Annotated in this window: 12 protein-coding genes; 3 read left to right on the top strand and 9 right to left on the bottom strand. The window is 33.7% G+C overall.

Annotated elements, in window-relative coordinates:
- Positions 1-18 precede the first annotated feature (18 nt).
- From EI427_RS17615 to EI427_RS17585, 7 genes are all read right to left on the bottom strand, one after another.
- Positions 19-1,803 carry an arylsulfatase gene (locus tag EI427_RS17615; protein WP_126617212.1) on the bottom strand — a complete coding sequence of 595 codons (1,785 nt, stop codon included), beginning with the start codon at positions 1,801-1,803 and terminating at the stop codon, positions 19-21.
- Positions 1,796-3,136: a glycoside hydrolase 5 family protein gene (locus EI427_RS17610; RefSeq protein ID WP_126617210.1), complete on the bottom strand. Its 1,341-nt coding sequence runs from the start codon at positions 3,134-3,136 to the stop codon at positions 1,796-1,798. Before EI427_RS17610 ends, EI427_RS17615 begins: the two co-directional genes overlap by 8 nt.
- Positions 3,123-4,358 (bottom strand): AGE family epimerase/isomerase, encoded by a 1,236-nt coding sequence (locus EI427_RS17605; RefSeq protein ID WP_126617208.1) that lies wholly within the window; start codon positions 4,356-4,358, stop codon positions 3,123-3,125. Before EI427_RS17605 ends, EI427_RS17610 begins: the two co-directional genes overlap by 14 nt.
- Before the next feature lie 126 nt (positions 4,359-4,484).
- Complete coding sequence (locus tag EI427_RS17600; RefSeq protein WP_126617206.1) at positions 4,485-5,693, bottom strand: glycoside hydrolase family 130 protein; 1,209 nt, start codon at positions 5,691-5,693, stop codon at positions 4,485-4,487.
- 57 nt (positions 5,694-5,750) lie between these two features.
- A complete protein-coding gene (locus EI427_RS17595; RefSeq protein WP_126617204.1) occupies positions 5,751-7,631 on the bottom strand; it encodes a sodium:solute symporter family protein in 1,881 nt (626 codons plus the stop codon).
- A gap of 14 nt (positions 7,632-7,645) precedes the next feature.
- Positions 7,646-8,782 (bottom strand): glycoside hydrolase family 26 protein, encoded by a 1,137-nt coding sequence (locus EI427_RS17590; protein WP_126617202.1) that lies wholly within the window; start codon positions 8,780-8,782, stop codon positions 7,646-7,648.
- Positions 8,783-8,807: 25 nt separating this feature from the next.
- On the bottom strand, positions 8,808-9,857 hold the full coding sequence (locus tag EI427_RS17585) for a nucleoside hydrolase-like domain-containing protein (RefSeq protein WP_126617200.1): 1,050 nt from the start codon (positions 9,855-9,857) through the stop codon (positions 8,808-8,810).
- Positions 9,858-10,439: 582 nt separating this feature from the next.
- Here EI427_RS17585 and EI427_RS17580 point away from each other — a divergent pair.
- Genes EI427_RS17580 through EI427_RS17570 form a run of 3 tightly spaced genes read left to right on the top strand, consistent with a single transcriptional unit; the run spans position 10,440 to position 16,906 of the window.
- A complete protein-coding gene (locus tag EI427_RS17580; protein ID WP_126617198.1) occupies positions 10,440-13,481 on the top strand; it encodes a SusC/RagA family TonB-linked outer membrane protein in 3,042 nt (1,013 codons plus the stop codon).
- Between the two features lie 29 nt (positions 13,482-13,510).
- Positions 13,511-15,133, top strand: coding sequence for a RagB/SusD family nutrient uptake outer membrane protein (locus EI427_RS17575; RefSeq protein ID WP_126617196.1), 1,623 nt, complete (start codon positions 13,511-13,513; stop codon positions 15,131-15,133).
- A gap of 60 nt (positions 15,134-15,193) precedes the next feature.
- The gene (locus tag EI427_RS17570; RefSeq protein WP_126617194.1) at positions 15,194-16,906 is read left to right on the top strand and encodes a hypothetical protein; all 1,713 of its coding nucleotides are present in this window, start codon (positions 15,194-15,196) and stop codon (positions 16,904-16,906) included.
- A gap of 166 nt (positions 16,907-17,072) precedes the next feature.
- On the opposite strand, the gene EI427_RS17565 is transcribed toward EI427_RS17570, so the two are convergent.
- Positions 17,073-17,354, bottom strand: coding sequence for a hypothetical protein (locus tag EI427_RS17565; protein ID WP_170178533.1), 282 nt, complete (start codon positions 17,352-17,354; stop codon positions 17,073-17,075).
- A 67-nt stretch (positions 17,355-17,421) separates the two neighbouring features.
- Positions 17,422-21,441: a hybrid sensor histidine kinase/response regulator transcription factor gene (locus EI427_RS17560; protein ID WP_170178532.1), complete on the bottom strand. Its 4,020-nt coding sequence runs from the start codon at positions 21,439-21,441 to the stop codon at positions 17,422-17,424.
- Between the last annotated feature and the right edge of the window lie 271 nt (positions 21,442-21,712).

Here is a 21,712-nt window from a genome sequence, read left to right as displayed (position 1 = left end):
CGCTCAAGGCGTAAAAAATTATTTGTAGTTATTGCTTTTTGTTATTTGCAATCCTTTGATTTCTAAAGGACTACTGTTTTTATTCTTAATCTTTATGGATAGATTAGATGTAAAGGTTGTATCAAATGATAGTGCTCCTATATCTATTTCTCCCCAAGTTTGTTCTTTTGCTTCTTGCTCTCTAGGAACACGATCTGGCGTTGGGTATTCTTCTGTTATAAACGCCTTTTTTATAACTTTAGAAAGCTGTTTATTATTGCAGGTTACCTCTATTTCAGTTCCAATAATTGATGCATCTCCTGTATAAAATAGTTTCATAGAATACTCTCCTTTTGAAATTATTTCTATTGGCCATGTTATTTGTGCATTTCCTGTACTTACAAACCAATCGTGCGCCCATCCATTTAGATTTGCCTTGTATCTAATCTTACCTGTTCCAACTCCTTCGTGTGCAGCTAATTGAGTTCTCGGACTTTCATTATATCCAATCGGTATTCTTAAATCTGCAAAGCCTGCAGAAGTCACATCTTCGTACCATGCATTAAAAGAAAGTTGCATTTCTTTAGCTACTTCAGGAAAGATATTTTTAATATTTTCTTTTTCCGAAGGATCTATAGATAGATTATATAAACCTGTAACGCCATTCTCTATAGTATATCTATACTCATTATTTCTTACTGCACCTCTATCTTTAGTGATTTCAAAACCTGCCATGTGTGTGTATAGGTTTCTAGCTTCAATTTTATCTTCCTTATTTAAAATATAGTTAGACAAATCTACTCCATCAAAATGCTTTGTATCATGTTGAACACCCAGCATAGCTAACAAAGTTGGCATCACGTCTATATGTGCAGTGAGTGCATCTTTTTTACTTACAGGAACATGTCCTTTCCATTGTAAAGCCATTGGCACTAAAGAGCCTCCCTCATGAACAGATGTTTTTCCACCTTTCCAAACACCGTTAAATCTAGCTCCTTGAGGTCCATTATCAGACATGAATAATACAATTGTATTTTCTTCAATTTTTAATAATTTAAGGTGATCTAAAATTCGTCCTAAATTATCATCAATATTTTTGCACATACCGTAGATTGTTGCAATCTTTTTATTCTGCTTTTCTCCGTATCCATAATCAATATCTTTAAACTGATTATAGTATTTATCAGGAACTTGATAAGGTGTATGAGGAGCATTAAAAGGAACGAATGCAAAAAATGGTTTGTCTTTATGTTGATCTATAAATGATAATGTTGCATCTGTTAAAACATCAGTAATATAACCCTCTGTTCTAATCTGGCGCCCATTATACTCTAATTCTGCATCAAAATAATTTGATAAATGTCCTGCTGTAAATCCTAAAAAAGTATCGAACCCTTGTCCCTGTGGATTTTCTGGATAATGTGCACCATTGTGCCATTTACCAAATGCTCCAGTAGCATAGCCATTTTCTTTTAAAACTTCTGCTATTGTCACTTCTTCAGAACGCATATTTTCTCGTCCTCCTGTAACCCAAGATACTCCCGTTCTTAAATGGTATCTTCCTGTTAATAAGCTTGCTCGTGTTGGTGCACAAACCGGACTCACATAGAAGCGTTCTAATAGAGTTCCATTGTTTGCCATTTTATCAAAATGAGGTGTTTTAAGTGCTTTATTCCCATTGTAAGAGAAGTCTCCCCAACCCTGATCATCCGTTAAAATAAGAATTACATTAGGTTGTTTGTTTGTTTGTTCTTGTACTACTTTTGTAGCACAAGAACTAAACAACACTGCACAAAAATACACAACAAAATATATCTTATTCATTTGTATCAATAGTTTGAGAATATGCTTTAAATGGAATCCCTTCTATCTTTTTAGCATATCTATTTATTACTTCTATTGTTGTTTTATCTGTAGCGTAGATACCGTACCAACCTTGTGGTTCGTGAGGTGGGTCTCCTATCAAATCATCTCCTTTTTGCCAAAATCCTTTTGGTGTTGTCGGTCTTCCTTCTCCAGAATATGCCCAGAAGTTTACGCCTTGAATTGCGTAGCCTTCTTTTGCTAATTCTACTATTTCATTAAAAACAAACCCATAATATAAATCTCTCCAAGAAGTTGGTGCAGTTGGTTGGTAGCTGTCTTGATCTCTTGCTATACCAAATTCTTCTAATACGGCAGGCTTACCTAATTTCTGTGCATCTTTAAGATGTTTAGTAAGGTATTCTGTCACTTTTTCTTTTGTACTATTAATTGTTTCTTCTGGATTAGAAGGTTTATACCAACCCCAATTCTGCGCCCAAATATGTATTGTAACATAATCAATCTCTTTTATATCGTTATCTTCTAAAAGTGATATTCCTGCGTCTTTACCTGGAGAGTCACCTTCAGAACCTATTGATACTAAATGGTTCGAATCCATAGATTTTATTAAAGTAGCGGTATTCTTTACCCAAGTTCTATACGCATGTACCTGATTGTACCCTCTAGGCTCGTTACTTAACTGCCATGACATTATTGTAGGATCTTCTGTATATTTTAATCCATTGACTGAGTTTGTACGTCCAATTAAAAAACGAAGGTGTTTATTAAACATCTCTACCGCTTCTTGATTTGAGTAAAAAGTCTTTGCATAGTTTGTAAATTTATTCCAATCATTACTCACTTGTGGGTATGGAACTTCGCCTTTCCCTGTCCACACTAAGTACTGCGGCATACCTCCAGACCAGGTCCAAAAGTTATTGAGTACCATCACGGCTTTCATGTTTCTTTTCTTCATTTCGTTCATAAAGAAATCTAACCCTTCTAACACTTCTTGGTTATAGTTTCCAGGGGCAGTTTGCATTGTTGGCTGTACCTGAAATTTTTGTGTACTATCCCCTTCACTAGATGCTAGTACTCTTAAATTGGTTACGCCCATTGCTTGTAATTGATCCAGCTCTTTTATAAGACGTGTGCGATTTCCTAAAACTTTCATTCCTAAATTCATACCGTACCAATAATTGGCACCCATAAAATAATAAGGCTGATTGTCTAACATCAATTTCCCATTTTCTACTTTTACAAACGAAGGGATTGATGAATTTTCTGCCGTATTCTTTGCACAGGAATACAACAGTACACAAAGTAATAAAGTAATAATTCTAGATAGTTTCATGTTGTTTATATTGATCTTGTACCATTAGTTTTTCTATTCTCTTTATGCCCTCAATACACGCTCTTCCATTATGATAAGGAGCTTTCCAAGGACCGACTTTATCTTCTTCTAAATTAGGTTGGTTGTTTTCGTCTACTCTCCACCACCATTCTCCAAACTCGTGATTTACGATATTTATAAGTGCATAATTCCAAAGAATTTTAGCAGTATCTATATACTTTTCTTCAAAAGTATTTTCGTAGGCATTAATAAACCCTACCATAGCCTCTACCTGTGGCCACCAATGTCTGTCTGTATCAATTACTCCACCTGAATTTCCTTCATTAATAATTGCTCCATCACTTGCAATTCCTTCTGCAATCGTTACATCAGCAATTTTTACGGCAGCATCTTTTACTTGCTCTAATAATTCTAGGTCTCCTAGATGGGTGGCTGCTTCTTGCAATAACCAAGCACCTTCTATATCATGACCGTAGCTAATTTCGTCTGATTTTAGTTTCCAGTTTTCGTCAAAAAATAATTTGAAATGATAAGTAGCTGGATTTACTATTTTATTAAGAAAAAGTTCGATCAAATTTCTTAATTGTTTTCCTACTTTTTCATTTTTAGTGACCTCATATAAGGTTGTATAAGCTTCTAATACGTGTAAATGCGTATTGTTTGTCTTTTTTTCATTCATATCCTTCGCACTCAAACGAAGATCATCTAGTAAAAACCATTCTCTTGAGTAAGCTTCAAAGTAACCATTATTTACCTCATCAAAAGCAAATTCTTCAATTTTATCAAAGATACCTAAGGCCAATTCTTTAGCCTCTAAAGTATTGGCTGCTTTGGCATATTCTGCAAATGCATAAATAACAAAAGAGTTAGCATAGACCTGTTTTTTATCATCTACAACATTCCCTTTATAATCTACCATCCAGTACACTCCACCATGCTCATCGTCTAAAAAATGCTTTCTAATATAATCGTATGTATAATCAGCAACCTTTAAATATTTCTCGTCTTTTAAAAGGTTATAGGCCGATGCAAAAGTCCATAATATTCTAGCATGCATTATAGCTCCTTTATCGGCTTCTGCATTAATAATATTATTGTAACTGATCTGCCCGTAAAATCCACCATTTTTGGTGTCAATAGTTTTCTCCATCCAATAGTTTAAAATACCGTTGATGAGTTCACTTTGAAGAGATAATTTTAAAAGTTCTGTACTGGTAGTCATAATTATACTGTTTGCTGATTAAAAAAAATCGATGAAAGTGGATAAAAGAATACTGTGATTTATTAAGCACCTATTCGCAATTGACTATCAAAAATTACTCAATATTGAGTAGGTGCTTTTTATAAATTAAACGGTCTGAATGTTAGGGATAGTTATATCTAATTCCTCAAGTATTTTTTCATTTTTATTTACCATTTCATGAATAGTTTGCACAGATTTAACGGAGCTTAATCCATCTTCTGGCGTGTTAATACAATACGCCACTAACCTTTCTATGGTAGATGTAGCCACGTGCATTCTTGTATCAGATGATGCGTAATATATTTTTACGGTACCGTCTTCGTCTGCAATCCAACCATTTGCAAAAGCAACATTAGAAACATCTCCAACTCTCTCACTACCATGAGGAGCAATAAAATGTCCGCCTGGCTGTGCTATTACCTTTGTTGGATCTTCTAAAGAAGTCATGAACATGTACAAAACATAGCGTAAACCTGCTGCTGTATTTCTTACTCCATGTGCTAAATGCAACCACCCTTTAGATGTTTTGATTGGAGCTGGTCCTTGCCCATTTTTTACTTCTTTAATTGTATGGTAAATTTTAGGCTCTATAACTGTTTCCTCTTTTACTTCTGCCTTTTCCATAGAATCAGAAAGTCCCCATGCTATACCTCCACCGTTTCCGGTATCTATAAAACCATCTTGAGGTCTTGTATATAGTGCGTATTTCCCATTTACAAATTCAGGATGTAAAACTACGTTTCTTTGTTGTCCAGAATAAGAGATTAAATCAGGTAAACGTTCAAAATTCACAAGGTCTTTTGTACGCACTATTCCAGCAGCTGCAACGGCAGAAGAAGTATCTCCAGCAGCAGCATTTGGGTCTTTTCTTTCAGAGCAAAAAATACCATAAATCCACCCATCTTCATGAAGCGTTAAACGCATATCGTATACGTTTGTATCTTCTTCTTCAGTTTGTGGAAGTACAACTGGTTTATCCCAAAATCTAAAATTATCTATACCATTTTCAGATTCAGCTACAGCAAAAAATGATTTTCTATCGACCCCTTCTACTCTAACCATAAGCACATACTTTCCATTAAAACGGATTGCACCAGAATTAAATGCAGCGTTCATTCCAATACGCTCCTGCAAAAGAGGATTGGAATCTTGATTTAAATCATACCTCCAATAAAGTGGTGTATGTGCTGCTGTTAAAATTGGATTTTCGTATCTAGTATATATTCCATTGTACTCATCAGTAGGTGTATTCGACTTTGATAGAAGTGCCTCCTGTTTCGTAATTAACGTACTTAATTGCTCTTTGAAGTTCATATTTTCTGTAATTATATTTTTAAAATTTGATGCTCTAATTGGTCTCAAATTGTTTCTTTATACTTCTTCTACAACCTCTTCCATAAATACTTTAGGTACTGGGGTTGTATCTTCTGGAAGTTTATCGTACCAATTCTTTTTAAGAATTAATGTTGTAATTACTAACACTGCAGCAGATGATACGATACCCATTTCTTCTTTTATTACGATATAAAGCGGAAGAATAGATAAAGTGGCTTGCCATATAATCCCTACCACTACATTAAACATATCTTTCCCGAAATCTTTATTGGGAACAAAGTTAGGATCGTCTAACATTACCTTTCTTTTTATTGGGCCCCAGAAACCCCAAGGTCTGACGTTTTTATAAAATTGTTTTAATGTTTTTTCTTCTGTTGGAGGTGTTAATAATGTACCTAAAATTGCCCCTGTTAAGGATACTGCAAATAGAATTGGGAAGTAATACAACTCTAGTGTTTCCTTAAAAACTAAAGGGAAAATCATAGATGCGGCAATACCTGCTGACATTCCAAAGAAGAACCCGTGTCCGTTAAACCTCCACCAATGCCATTTTAGGAAATTGGCAGCTATATACCCTCCGTAAAGTGCAGACACTATCCATTGTAATACAGAATTAATATCTTGAACATACATACCTATTATGGTAGATATTACCACTACGGAAGCTGAAATAATATAACTTGCACGCATTTGTAATTTTCCTGATGCATTTGGATTGATATATCTTAGATAAATATCATTTACTAAATAAGCTGGTGCTGCGTTTACTGTTGAAGCAAATGTAGACATGAATGCAGCAAGTAAACCCGCCAATAATAAGCCCATTAAACCCGAAGGAACAAACTCTTTGATGGCCATTGGTAAGATATTTTCAAAATCGAAATTTCCTCCTGCCATATTAATATCACCACTAAAATAGACTACTGCTAATATGGTAAAACCTCCAATCATTAAATATCTCGGTAAAAACATTACTGCAGATACAAAACCACTCATTTTTGCCGCTTCTTTTGGAGATTTTGTAGAGAGTATTTTTTGCATATCAAAGTTTGGTGCCGGACCAGCCATTGATGCAAAGAAACCTTTAAACAACATCATCATAAAAAATATAGAAAACGGAGAAAAACTATCGTCTGTAATTTTATTGTTTACTGATGGAATATAAGACGACCAATTAATATCAATGTTATAGCCAAAAAATGGAGAATCCCAACCACTTGGCACCATTGCCATTAGTGTTTCAGCATCTACCCTAAACATAGCAATACCTGCAATTACTAATGCTGAAACTGTCATAATAGCAAATTGTATCACATCAGTCCAAACAATAGATAACATTCCACCCATTACCACATAAAAAGTAGCAATTGTAGTAAATAATATCCCATAAGCGTAAGGCACTTGTTCTGCTGTTAACTCGAAAGGAACGTACTCGCTTACTACAGTCCAAGGAATAAAGATTTCTATAAATTTACCTATTCCAATAAAGCCATAAGACAAGAAACCAAGACAGCTTAGTAGGGCAAAAAACACAACTACCATGTGTGATAGTTTTCCGCCAGTACCATCACCAAAACGTGTTCTAATCCATTCTGCTCCTGTTAATACATTAGATCTACGAAGCCAGATAGATAAATAAATCATTAAAAATATCTGATTAAATGCTGGCCATAACCATGGAATCCAAACACTTTTTAAACCATATACAAAACATAAATAAACCATCCACATTGTTCCAGATATATCAAACATTCCTGATGCATTTGATAACCCTAACATATACCACGGTAATGTGTTACCGCCCAAGAAGTACGACTCCATATTTTTAGAAGCCTGCTTCTTTAGATATATCCCTATCACTACCGTAGACACTAAATAGAGCCCAATAATGAGTAAGTCTAAAAATTCTAGTTGCATAATTTTGTTTGTTGTTAGTTTAGTTTTAATTCTTTCAAATCAGCTTCAAAAAGAATGCTTTCATCGTTTTTAAAATTGATAAAATCACTTGCTGATGAATGGCCTTTATAAGGAACATAGAAATGGTCTCTTTGCTCCTTTTCGTAATTGGCATTTCTCCATAACATTACATAAGCAGCTTTCTTTGTCCACTCGTTATGATTTAATTTTGATAGTAAACTCTTCGTAAAAAAAGTATCGTCTGTAACTGCTTCTAAACCTGATTCTGTAAAAGCACAAAGCTTGTTTTTAGCATCCGCTAACTTTGCTACTGTTTCTAATTCTCTTACAACCCAAGCCTCTCTTTCTTTCGTTGCATTTGGTTTAAATGCGCCGTAATCATCAAAACCTAAAATATCTACATACTCATCTCCTGGATAACGATCTAAATATTCCTCTTCAGATTTAAAAGCATCTGTTGAGTACACATATATGATGTTATGAACATTCTTTTTTTCTCTTAGATAGTTAACTGTAAACTGCCATAGTTTCTTATAATCTTCTTTAGAACAGTTTCCTGCTCCCCACCAAAACCAAGAGCCGTTATGTTCGTGCCAAGGTCTAAATAAAACAGGAATCTTATGGTTGTTTACCTCTAATCCATTTACAAAATCTGCAAATAGGTCTAACTTCTTTACAAAGGTTTTATGGTATTTACCCCCTTTAAGCATTTGGTCTACTACTGCTGTTTTATCCCATGAACTAGATTCCATCTTAAGGTTAATCATGTGCCAACTTAATGTAGTAATACCCCCTCTTAAATAAGCTTCTTCAATATATTTTTTGATATCAGTAAAAGCTACTCCATCAAGATTTTTTTCTTCTCCAAGGTGTCCCATGTCCCATCCGTATAACCCTGGGTAATCTCCTGTAACTTGTTTAATGTCAGAATCATTTCCCCACCAATGGTAACCATAAGCTAAATCATCTTGATGACCAAATACAGTTTTCTCATTTTCAGAAATACGTTTTAACTTTTGATAAAGCTGAACAGTTTCTGTAGTAGCCTTCTTATCATTTAAAGTTGGCTGCTCATCAATAATGGTTGCATAAGTGTTTTGTAAAAAAAGCACACTTAAGAGTAAGGCTATATTTATAATTATCTTTTTCATTTCTTTGGTATTAAAAAATTCATTTTTAGTTATTCAGTGATAGATTGTATAGTTTTTTCATCCTTACAGTTAATTGAGTATACATTACTTTTCTTCTTTCTTTAACTGCATTTGTACGTTCATTATATGCTTGTTCTGCTATCTCCCATGTATCGCAAGGATTTTTATAATTCCATTTTTTAGTATTGGCTCTATCTACCCAATAATTAGGACGTTCTACTGGGTATGGTTTAATAAAATTTCCTGCCCAACCGCCATACTCCGGATGGTCTTTACTAACTGTAGGGTCTAATAGATAAAGAAGAGTAGCACTGTCTGCAATTTTAAAACCTGGTTTTAATGCATTTACTTTTTCTAGATAAATACCTAGTGCACCGTACCCCTTTATTTTATTAATTATCTCAATCGGTTCGTTTCCTATCAACAACCCCAAATTGGCCCAATCATTCTCTATCCACCATAATTTCTTAAATCGATGATCTGAGAAAACCTCTGTTCTACCCCATCCGTTCCAATTTAAATTTCCACATCTATCTTCAAAAGGCGATTTAATTCTTGTTCCTACTGTTAATAGCCTAATTTTTGAGGCTATATCAGGAGCAGCAAAAAGAGCATCTTTAATAATTCTCATGTTTCCCCAGGCAAGCACATAAAGGGGAACATCGTTTTGTTTTCTTGCTTCAGTAATTATTACTTTAATTGCTTCGTCCTTATCATCTATTAATCTATTTTGTAAATAAGATGGAGAAGGAAAGCCTAAGGTTTGAAAGTTATTTTCAATATTGTTGAAATCTAAACTGTAAGCAGTAAGACATTCATTAATATTCAGAAGACCTTTTTCAGAACAATCATCAGGAATCATTGCAATAATTTCTACCTGATTAGCGTATAATAAAAGATGTCCTAATGATTGTTTATCATTCGAATCTGTCTTATCATTACATATATCTGTAGTTATAATTACCCTTGGTTTTACTACTGCTTGTGTTACCGTTTGCTCTTGCATTACAGCACATGAAGTAGTAAGTAGAATAAGGAATATACACTTAATAATATATGTATAATATTTACACATTAGGAACAGATTATAATTGTCTTTTACTTGTTTCGATACTCAAATGTAGTAAGCAGACTGAGGCATGATATGGAATTTTTAAATTTTGGTAAGTACTACTACAAAGCAGAGGTATTAACAAATAATTGATAATAGGTAATTATTTTACACAAACATTGATTTTAAGCAAATAGAAGCTACTTTTAGAGGACAAATATTACATTTATACATTTTTTTATCACAAAATATTTTATTAAAAAAAGACAAATATAACAGTTCAATATTATTTTTTTACCACAAAAAAGATTCTTTTAACCAGCAAAAAACCAAGAGTCTGATCAAAGCGGATTAACACAAAAAACTTGTCAAACAGAGTATAAAATTGACAGGTATTTTTTCATCAAAAATGTAAGATTTTTACACATTTTATAAACTAAGGGAAAGAAAAATTTATTTTTTTCAACGCATAATTGTCAAAATTTGACCTCCTTTTTTTTAGTGTCTACCCTACATTTGTAATCATAACGCCGCGGTTATTCAATTTTTTCAAATTCATCTAGTTCTTTATTAGATTGAATACAACTAAACAAAAAATAGTTAATCATGCAGATTATTAAGAATTTTTTTCTGCTGTTCATCGCTATTATAATTACAGTAAGTGCCCACGCTCAGCAGCGTACTATAACAGGTACTGTAACTGATGAAACAGATAGTCCTCTTCCTGGAGTTAACATTACCATAGAAGGTACATCCACAGGAACAATTACAGATTTTGATGGGAAATTTAAACTAAATGTAGATGCAGATGATACGATACTACAAATAACATCTATTGGCTATGTTACTCAAAAACTATCCGTTGGTTCTCAAAGCACTATTGATATCAAATTAGATGTCGATTTAGAAGAACTTGAAGAAGTAGTCGTAATCGGATACGGTACTGCCAAAAAAAGTGATGTTACAGGTTCTGTTACTACAGTAAGTTCTGATGAACTAACCGTTGTAGCTACAGAAGATGTAAATAAAGCTCTTCAAGGTAGAGTACCTGGTGTTCAGGTAACAACTTCTAGTAACCCTGCCGGAAGCTCTAAAGTAAGAATTAGAGGTATTGGTACTATTAATAACTCAGATCCTTTATATGTTGTAGATGGTTTTCCAATGCAAGATATATCTCATATTGCACCACAAGATATTGCATCTATGGAAGTACTTAAAGATGCTTCTGCTACTGCAGTATATGGATCTAGAGGTGCAAATGGTGTAATAATTATTGCTACTAAAAAAGGATACGCTGGAGATAAAGTAACTTATACGTTCAATGCTCAAACAGGTGTAAAAACTGCAGCTAACACTATAGATATGGCAAACGCTTCTCAATATGCTCAAATGGGATTAGAAGCTCAAAGGTTTGCAGATGGTTCTAACGAACATGAACAACTTTCTTATATTGCTAACGGAAACTATACAGGTACAAACTGGCAAGATGAATTATTAAGACAAGGATCTTTTCAAAACTATAACTTAGGAATTAACGGTGGTTCTGAAAAACATCAGTTTAATATCTCTACTTCTTATGTTAAAGATGAAGGTGTACTTAAAGGTACTGACTTAGAAAAATTCTTTGTGAAATTTAATAACAGTAATAAATTCACAAACTGGTTGGAGTTTGGACAAAACATTGCTTATACGCATGCAAACTACTCTCTTACTAATTTAAATGACATTTATCAGAGTCCGTTAACGCAAGCATTATGGACAGATCCAATTACTCCTGTTCTTAATCCAGACGGTTCTTATGCAAGAGCAACATGGTCTTATAACAACAACCCTGCTCGTATGGCAGAACAAGAGCAATACAAAAGATCTTTTGATAACAGAATTGTTGGTAACTTCTCTTTAAATGCTGAAGTAAATAAGAACTTGACATTAACATCTAACTTTGGTGTTGATTACAGAAACCAAAGTCAGAAAATCTACTTACCACAGTACTTTGTTTCTAACGAAGAGCAAAGAAATACTTCTCAATTAGACGAGCATAGAAATAATAAATTTGATTGGGTATGGTCTAACTATGCAAACTATTCTAAATCATTTGGCTTACATAATGTAGGTGCAATGGTAGGTATGGAAATGCAAAACTTTAGTTACAATAATGTAACGGCAACAGGTTATGATGTTCCTTTTAACGAAAACATGCGTTATCTAGGTGCTTCAAAAGGTGCAGACTTCTTTGCAACTTCTAATCAGGGTGCATCTTCATTAATGTCTTACTTTGCAAGAGCAAATTATAACTATAATAACAAGTACCTTTTTACTGCAACGCTTAGAGCAGATGGTTCTTCTAAATTTGCCGAAGAAAATAGATGGGGTATCTTCCCTTCTTTCTCTGCAGGTTGGAATATGAAAGAAGAAAATTTCTTAGCCTCTTCAGAAGCTGTATCACAACTAAAATTAAGAGCTGGTTGGGGTGAAGTTGGTAACCAATCTTCTGCAGGTAATAACGATTACCTATCTACAATTACAAACAACCTACGTTATGTAGTAAATGGTAATGTAGTAGAAGGTCGTATTCCTACCACAATGTCTAACCCTAATTTAAGATGGGAAACTGCCCAGATGAGTAATTTTGGTATTGATGCTGGGTTCTTAAACGACAAGGTTACATTCAGTGCCGAATACTTTATTAAGAATACAACAGATATGGTTGTTCCACAGCCTGTACCTGATTATGTTGGGGCTAACTCTCCAAATGTAAACGTGGGTACAATGCAGAACAAAGGTTTTGAATTTGCTATAAATGTAAGAAACAGCGAACACGATTTTAAATGGAACGTTGGAGCTAACATTGCAATTATAGACAATAAAGTAACTGATCTTGGAGAAACTGGCCACATTGATGGTGGATATATTGATAAGTTAGGGTATATAACTAGAACAGAGGAAGATCAAGAAATTGCTTACTTCTACGGTTACCAAACAGACGGTATATTTAAAACACAAGAAGAAGTTGATGCACACGTTGATAGCGAAGGAAATGCACTACAAGATGGTGCTAGTGTAGGTGATGTTAGATTTGTTGACCGTGATGGTGATGGTATCATTAACGATAACGACAAAACGAATTTAGGTTCTGCTATTCCTCAATTTACAGGATCAGTAAACCTTGGAATGGAATATAAAGGCTTTGATTTGAACATCTTCTTTACAGGTTCTTATGGAAATGAGATTGCCAATGTACAGAAATTCTGGATCGAGAATTCAAATGTTCAGAAAAACCAAACAAGCAACTATTTCAATAATAGATTCCATGTAGACAATAATCCAAATGGAACATTACCAAGAGTTGTATCTGGCGATCCGAACAACAACGCAAGGTTCTCTGATCGTTACATTGAGGATGCTTCTTACATTAGACTACAAAACGTACAATTAGGATATACACTTAATAGAGATTTAGCTAGCAAAATTCACTTAGAACGTTTAAGAATTTTTGCTTCAGCAGATAACTTATTCACATTCACTAATTATAGTGGTTATGATCCAGAAGTTTCTGATCATTATGGTGACCCTCTTGCACAAGGTGTAGATATTGGTAACTACCCAAAATCAACTACTTATTCTTTAGGTTTAAACGTTACTTTTTAATCTATAGCTAACCAAATTAAAATAACGAAATGAAATTCAAAAAAATTATAAAAGTGTTAGCATGTGCAAGCTTATTGATTGCTGCTAACGGTTGTTCTTCTTTCTTAGAAAGAGAGCCACAAGGACAAGCTGTAGATACACCAGCCTATTACGATGACTTAGAAAATGCAACATTAGCTGTAAATGCGTGTTACCAAGCCATTGCACAAGATCAAGGTGTTATTGCACACATGCAAGAATGGATGTTTGGTGAGGTTATGACAGACAATAGCTGGAAAGGTGGATCTGATTTTGGTGATATGCAAGATGTGCAGATGCTAAAAGAATGGGATGCCAACAACTCTAACGCTACTTCTCATACTGCTTGGAAAACATATTATCAAGCTATTCATAGAGCAAACACTGCCATTAAAGGTATTGAACCTGCAACTAGTTTTGACGAAGCAGATAAAAATAAATTATTAGGAGAAGCTTACTTTATTAGAGCTTATAGTTATTTCTATTTAGTTCGCTTATTTGGTGATGTTCCATTATTTACTGCTCCTGTATCTCCTGATGAGATAGGGAAAATTGGAAGAACGTCTGTTGCAGAAGTGCTAACACAAATAGAAGCTGATTTTAAATTTGCAAGCGAAAACCTTGGTACAAAAAGTGAAATGGAAGTAGGAAGAGCTACTTCTGGTGCTGCCAAAGGGTACATAGCTAGAACTTTAATGTATGAAGTAGGTATTTGGAAAACAAAAGGGGCTGATGCTTGGACTGATGTTTACAATTACACTAATGAAGTTATTACTTCTGGAGAATATTCTCTAGCAAATAACTTAGCCGAAGTTTTTGAAAAAGAAGGTGAAAATGGTGTCGGATCTATTTTCGAAGTACAACATACAACATCTAACACAGGATGGGCAAATCAGAATACAGGTTCTACCTCTCCTATCTTAACAGCTCCTCGTGGTGCTGGAGATATCAAAGGATGGGGATGGGGATTCTTAAACCCAACATCTGATTTAGCGAATGAGTTTGAGACTGGAGATCCAAGAATGGATTGGACTACAGGTCAAAACGGTCAATATGCACATGGTCTACAACAAGGTGTTGCAACATCTGAGTTTTTATCGGGTTATTTCCCAAGAAAAATGCTTATGGACGCTGCTTTAAGACCAAATGAGCAATCTGATAATCCTCAGAATCAACGTAAAATGAGATATGCTGATGTGCTTTTAATGAACGCTGAAGCTGCTTATCATTTAGGAAATACAGCTACTGCCCTTTTAAGAGTAAATGAGGTAAGAGATAGAGCACGTAAAATGACTTACCCTAAAGGGTGGGAAGAAAATTCTAATACGTACACAGCTCGTGATAACTCTAGTGCTTTACCAGAAGTTACTGCTACTGGAGATCAATTACTAGAAGCAATTCTTCACGAGAGAAGAGTGGAACTTTCTTTAGAAGGTTTAAGACTTTGGGATTTACTTAGAACTGATCAATATACTTCTGCAATCCAGAAAGATAATATTGGGTACAGGTCTACAGTTACAGGTGCAACTGTTGTTGCCAATATGGAAGGAAAGAAATTAAATGGAGTACCGGTATTACCTATTCCAGCAGGAGAAGTAGCATCGTTCGGGATAACACAAAACCCTGGCTACTAATTACTACAAAGGGAGAGATTTAGGTCTCTCCTCTTCTTCTAACATTAAGATATTAATACAATGAATATACTTCACAAAATACAGAAGATCACAGTTGCCTTTGCTTTAGTAAGCGTAGCAATTGGGGTGCAATCATGTACTTCTGAAAAAGAGTTCAGTAAAGCAAACGACATTGCTTTTCCTCAGCCAACGATAATAGAAACTTCACTTCAAGAAAACACTAACATCGGTATTCCTTTTGTTATTCAAGGTGAAAACCTTAAAAATGCAAAAGTGCTAATTGGTGGAATGCCTTGTTCAGAAATTTCTATTAACGAAACAGAAGACGAACTTACTGCAACACTTCCAAGAATTTTTGAAACCTCTAACTTACGTGTAATTAATGCGTATGATCAAGAAGTTTCTACTACAACAGAATACTCACCTGTTTATCCAGAAACTCAGGTAACAACATGGCCTCAGAGAATTACGCGTGGGCAGGTATTTAAAATTGAAGGTGAAAACGTAGACCTTATCTACGAGGTAACAATTGATGGTAGAGTTATTCCTGTTAATGGTGCAAATAGTGCTTCTAATTCAATTTCTATTTTAGCTCCTGGAGATTTACCAGACGTAGTTACAATCAAAGCATTGTGTTATAATGGTAACGATATTCCAGAATCTAATCAGATTTTTGTTGAAGATCCTTCAGATTTTATAGACCCAGTTGCTCCTGTTGTACTTTATAATTTTGAAGACGGTGTGAACCCTTTCACGCCTGGAGATGTAACACCACAAAGTGGAATTGATCAAGGACAAGGTATTACTAAAGCAAGAGGTGAGCACTATTTAACTGTTAGAAAAAATGATGGTGATGGTTGGACATCTTGGATGGGTGAAATCTATTATGGAGAGCCAATTGATTTAGTAGAATTTACAGATCCACATTTAACTTTCCAAATAAACTCTGAGGCTTCTCAAGGTTATTTCCAATTAGTAATTGGTCAAGATGGTAAGAATAATGGTGGTGATTTTAAAGGTGGAATTACAGGAAACGACGAAGATAATTATGTGTTCCGTGCTACAAATAATGAGTGGCAATGGATTACAATCCGATTAGCTGATTTTGAATTAGCAGATTGGGGTGGCGGATTAGAAGCTATCAACCCTAAAGGTGTATTAGACTTTGTAAAGTTATCTTTCAAACAAGGTAACGGTGCTAACCCGTATATACTTAATATTGATAATATTATGATTACAGACGGACCAATAAAAGAGGTATATGTTTTCAATAATTTTGAAGATGAAGTACATAACTACAGTGGTTCTGCTACTGCGGCAATTAATGGTGGTGCTGTATCTCCAATTGTTGGTGATAAATACTTACATGTAAGCAAAGCGGCTGTTACTCCTTGGGATTGGACAGGTACTTTAGAATTCCCTAATTCTCAGAATATAGATTTAGCAGAAACACTAGATCCACATATTTCTTTCTGGGCAAACACAGGTGAAAACAGAGGTAATATGCAATTCGAAATCTTCCAAAATGAAACAAAATTTGGAGCAGATATAGATACAGAAAATTATGCAATTGATACGAAAGGAGAATGGGTATTGTACTCTATCAGATTATCTCAATTAAACTGGGGTAACTGGGGTGGCGATGCCGTAGCTCCTGATTTTGGTGGTGTTTTAGATTACTTCTACTTTGGTATGTCAACAGGTAATGTTGATGGAGAAACATATGAAGTTAACCTAGATGATGTTATGATAACAGACGGCTCAATGTTCTAAATTTCATCACACCAGCAAAGCTAAAACTAATTAACTATTGGGAGATACTGTAAAAGGTATCTCCTTTTTTTTATGATGAAAAATTATTCAAAAATTTTAAACTAAAAGATATGTTCTGGTTTAAATAAAATTGCTAATATTTAGATCTTTCTATTAAAAAGAGCTATCAATCTATAAAATTCACTTTAATTAAATCATTACTTTTTAATGATTTCCTAATAATAAAAACTTTATCCATTAGCACTGACTGATCAATATCCAATTCAATAATAACTTGCTGTTTTTCTTCAGTAGATAAATTGTTTGCAAAGCTTGTGATTGCAGAATCTATTTGAGAATAATTGTATTGAATACCTTCCAAATATACTTCATCATTATTTCGTAATTCTAATCTAGGCTTTAAAGTAGCTGAACAAGAAAGCATAAATGTTACTATTGATAATAGCATTAGTTGAAGTTTTAATCTCATAATTTTTTAAAATGATTATTATATATATCTACAAAAATTTAAAACCTTATTTTATCGGTTTTCTATATTGCGTAGGTGTTTGTCCAAATTGTTTTTTGAATGATTTTCGGAAATATTGCGGATCATTAAAACCAACCTCGTATGCAATTTCAGAAATATTCAACTCAGAAGTTTTTAAGAGTTCTAATGCTTTTTGCAATCTAATATTACGCACAAATTCTACAGGAGGCATTCCCGTTTCCGTTTTCATTTTACGGTAAAGCTGAATAGTACTCAAGTCCATTATTTTTGCTAATTCTGGAACAGAAAAATCAATCTCGGAAATATTCCCTTCAACAATTTTTCTTGCTTGGTCTTCAAAAGAAACACTTTGGCTTGCAGTCTTCTTATTTATATCTACAGTTTTATCTTGTGCGACCACAGTTGTAGATAAATTTGCTCTTACCCTTAATAATTGTTCAACTCTAACTTCAATATGTTTAGACGTAAAAGGTTTAGAAATAAATGAATCTGCCCCTGCTTCTAAAGTCTTTATACGTTCTTGTGTATCTGGATTAGAAGACAATAAAATGACCGGCATATTCTTTGTTTTCTCTCCAGATTTTATCTTCTGAGATAATTGTAAACCATCCATTTGTTCTAAATAAATCTCTGATATAACTAAAGATGGGAAATATTTCAACACTTTCTCATACGCTTCTAAACCATTGGTAGCGTACATAATTTTATATTTTTTACCTAAAATACTCGCGATGTATTCTTTTATATCATTCGATTTTTCTACAATAAGCACCAACTCTTGCTTGTCTACTTTTTCTTCTTGGACTGTTGATTCTTTAGAAGAATTAAATTCTAATTTCTCTGTAGTAGAATATAATAATTTTGATACTTCTTCTAGATTATCTTTCTCTTTCTGTTCTTTACTGTAAAAGTCGATATCAGCCGGAATTAACAATGTAAATTTTGAGCCTAAAGATGGTTCACTTTCTACATAAATGATACCATTCATTACTTCAATAATTGATTTAGCAAAAGCCAAACCTATTCCAGAACCTGTATCATTTTTTGATTTTACTTGGTAAAAACGATCAAAAATAACGGCCAAATCACTTTTATTAATTCCTATTCCAGAATCTTTAATTTCTATTGATAAGTATTGCTTAGAATACTTAGAAGGGGTATTCCCTTGGTAACTTTCAAACTTAGGTTGTACATCTGCATACACACATAAACTTGCATTTACCCAAACACCACCATTGTTAACATTATATTTAAATGCATTTGATAAAACATTATACAGCACTGCTTCTAGCATTACTTTATCTATATAAATACTCTTTTCATTATCTTCTACAGGTAACTGAACAGTATAATTTATTCCTTTTCTTTTGGCTACATGTTTAAACACATCGGTAGCATCTTTTAATAAAAACTTAACCTCTTCTTCTTTAATATTTAAACCAATTTGCCCATGTTGAGACTTCGTTAAAAACATCAACTGATCTGTAAGACGCAATAATCTTTGTGCATTTCTATAAGCAATTCCTAAAGGTTCCTGAAGTGCAACATCTACTGTTTCGTTCTTAGAAATCTGTTCTATAGGCCCCAAAACCAACGTTAAAGGTGTTCTTAATTCGTGCGATAAGTTTGTAAAGAAATTGACTTTTCTTTCGTACTCTATTTTCTCATCACGTATTTTTAGGTGTTCATATTTATCTCTGTTTGCTTGTAAAACTTTTCTTCTCCACCAAATCATAGACAAGAACAAAACACCAATTAATGTGATAGTATAAACGATATATGCCAATGTGGTCTTATACCAAATTGGGGTAATATTTACTTTTAACTTTACTTCTTTGGTAGATATTTTTCCATCAACATTTAATGCTTTTACTACAAAAGTGTAATTTCCAGGCATTAAACCCGTATATGTAATTAATGATTTCCCATTTGGAGCAGTAATCCACTCTTTATCTAATCCTTCTAACTTATAAGTAAATACCTTTTTGTCGCCTATTGAATAGTTTAAACTACTCAAAGAAAAACCAAATGAATTCTGGTCGTGTTTTAAATTAATCTGTTCTAAATTCTGTATTCTATCCGCCAATAAAATTTGGCCGTTTACCAATTCTTTTGGATGAATTACCTTATCTTTTAAAAAGAAGTTTGTAATTATTGGTGTAACATCAAAAGGATTTTTATTGAAATTAATTACATTTAAAACATCAACCCCTTTCTCTCCTCCAAATAGAATATCCCCTTTAGAAGTATAGAGTTTTGCATTATTAAAGTACCTAGAGTTAGACAATCCATCTTCCTCCGTATAGGTATAAATTTCTTCTCCTTTCCATTCAAAAACATAAGTCAGCGTTGTTCCCCAGATAGAATTATCCTTTTCTTTTTCAATACTACTTATTGTAGCTTTAGCGAGTTTATTCGGAATATCTTTTTGAGAAAAATGCTTCTTATCTCTCAAAAATTTAAATAACCCGTTTTCTGTTGCCACCAATAAACTATTGTTGTCGAATTCAATAATATCAGAAATTAAAGACGTATTCATAGTAGGAGTTCGTACATTAAATTGTTCTAATTTTGTAATCTCGAACCCCTCTTTATATTGTAATTTCCATAAACCCTGCCCTCTTGTTCCAATCCAAATTTCTTCGTCGCTAACGGGTAAAATCTTAATTATTGGCGTATTAAATAACTCACGTCCAAGCCCAGTTTTAAAATCATAAAACCGATTATCTTTATCAGAAAAATAGGTTAAACCGGCATCCCAAGAACCTCCCCACAAACTACCGTCGTAATTATTTACAGCCATAGTCATAATATAAGGGTTCATCAATTCATTACTACGAGAATAGAATTTCTTCACTTCGCCTGTAGCATTATCCAACTTATATACTCCTAAGCCTACTGCAGAAATCCACACATCCTCTTTTCTACCTACAATAGAGCTAATTTGTTCAAACCTATGTGTACTTTTTCCCCACTTCTTTTTGTCTTTAGTATCTACGGTTTCAAAATACAGTTTACCTGTAATTGTTCCTACCCATACTTTATTATTGGCCTCTCCTATTGCCACTACAGGATCTATAATATTAGAAAAAAGAGGATAAATTGGCTTCTGAAAAAGGTCTAACATATATACTCCAAAGTGCGTTCCTACCCACAATGTGCCAGATTGATCTTCCAGTATTGCAGAAAAGCCACTTTTTGAGGCATATTGCTCAAAATGATCTATGGTATGATTGGTTGTATTTATAGTATAAATTTCATCTGACGTCATGTACCACAACTTATTTTTATGTGATAAAGACGGTGCGATATATGATTTATTGTTGTTGGTTATTTCTTTTACAACCGTTCCTGTAAGTTCTTTATTCTGAAATTTAGCTATAAAAACACCTTGCATATTAGAGCACCAAATATCATTTGATTCGGTCTGGTAAATACTATACACACCCACAAATGGCTTTCCTGTTAAAAGAGAAAGTTCGAATGTTTTAATGTTTAAGCAAGCCAAACCTTGCATTGTACCAAACCATAAATAACCATTATGGTCGTAATGAACAGACAATACTAGATCTTGAAAAATCTGTGCGTTAAAGTGGTTCCCAAAATTTCTACGGGTATAAATTTTAAAAATCCCATCGCTCTTAGAATAATAACCTAACCCATTTCCTTGTGTTCCAATCCATACGTTACCTAGGTTATCTTCTGCAAAAGATGTTATTCTCTTAATACCTAAAGAACGTGCAGATTCGGATTCTTCTGTAAGATGTTCAAAAGAATCTGATGATTTATGATAAATAAAAATTCCATTATTGTCTGTTCCAATCCAGATAGTACCATCTGAATGTTCCATTACTGCAGAAATCTTTTTGTCTAGTAGAGGTTTGTATTCCCGCTCACCAAAAGTAGTGAGTTGATAACCGTCATACTTATAAAGTCCATCCCAAGTAGCAAACCAAATGTAGCCTTCAGAATCTTGCACAATGTTTGTTACCGATCCTGAAAAGTTAGATAACTTATGTGGGGTAGCAGAACTAATTAATGACAAAAAAACTAATAGTACGCTAGTATAAAATTTAAAAAATTGTCTCATATAAAATAAAACTGTCTGTCGGTATTATTGTCAAATTCTTCTACAGAATCTATGTAGCTGGTTAATTATCGAAAAGTAGTAAATGTTCAATAATTGAATAAAAAATTATAAAGATTCTGTTCGTAGTAGTGCTTTTAATAAAAATTAGGTTGGTCTAACAATACAATCTAATTGAAAAAGCCTCTACTGTAAATATACATACTACAAACGATGTTCTTCTTGTTAT

It is taken from the genome of Flammeovirga pectinis, from assembly GCF_003970675.1.
Taxonomy (GTDB): Bacteria; Bacteroidota; Bacteroidia; order Cytophagales; family Flammeovirgaceae; genus Flammeovirga; species Flammeovirga pectinis.
The sequence above is the reverse complement of the archived record's forward strand: the minus strand, read 5'-3'. Positions and strand labels throughout refer to the sequence as shown.

Bases quoted from the DNA above. Each gene is read 5' to 3' on its own strand.
- EI427_RS17615 (WP_126617212.1), bottom strand. From the start codon at position 1,803: ATGAATAAGATATATTTTGTTGTGTATTTTTGTGCAGTGTTGTTTAGT.
- EI427_RS17610 (WP_126617210.1), bottom strand. From the start codon at position 3,136: ATGAAACTATCTAGAATTATTACTTTATTACTTTGTGTACTGTTGTAT.
- EI427_RS17605 (WP_126617208.1), bottom strand. From the start codon at position 4,358: ATGACTACCAGTACAGAACTTTTAAAATTATCTCTTCAAAGTGAACTC.
- EI427_RS17600 (WP_126617206.1), bottom strand. From the start codon at position 5,693: ATGAACTTCAAAGAGCAATTAAGTACGTTAATTACGAAACAGGAGGCA.
- EI427_RS17595 (WP_126617204.1), bottom strand. From the start codon at position 7,631: ATGCAACTAGAATTTTTAGACTTACTCATTATTGGGCTCTATTTAGTG.
- EI427_RS17590 (WP_126617202.1), bottom strand. From the start codon at position 8,782: ATGAAAAAGATAATTATAAATATAGCCTTACTCTTAAGTGTGCTTTTT.
- EI427_RS17585 (WP_126617200.1), bottom strand. From the start codon at position 9,857: ATGTGTAAATATTATACATATATTATTAAGTGTATATTCCTTATTCTA.
- EI427_RS17580 (WP_126617198.1), top strand. From the start codon at position 10,440: ATGCAGATTATTAAGAATTTTTTTCTGCTGTTCATCGCTATTATAATT.
- EI427_RS17575 (WP_126617196.1), top strand. From the start codon at position 13,511: ATGAAATTCAAAAAAATTATAAAAGTGTTAGCATGTGCAAGCTTATTG.
- EI427_RS17570 (WP_126617194.1), top strand. From the start codon at position 15,194: ATGAATATACTTCACAAAATACAGAAGATCACAGTTGCCTTTGCTTTA.
- EI427_RS17565 (WP_170178533.1), bottom strand. From the start codon at position 17,354: ATGCTATTATCAATAGTAACATTTATGCTTTCTTGTTCAGCTACTTTA.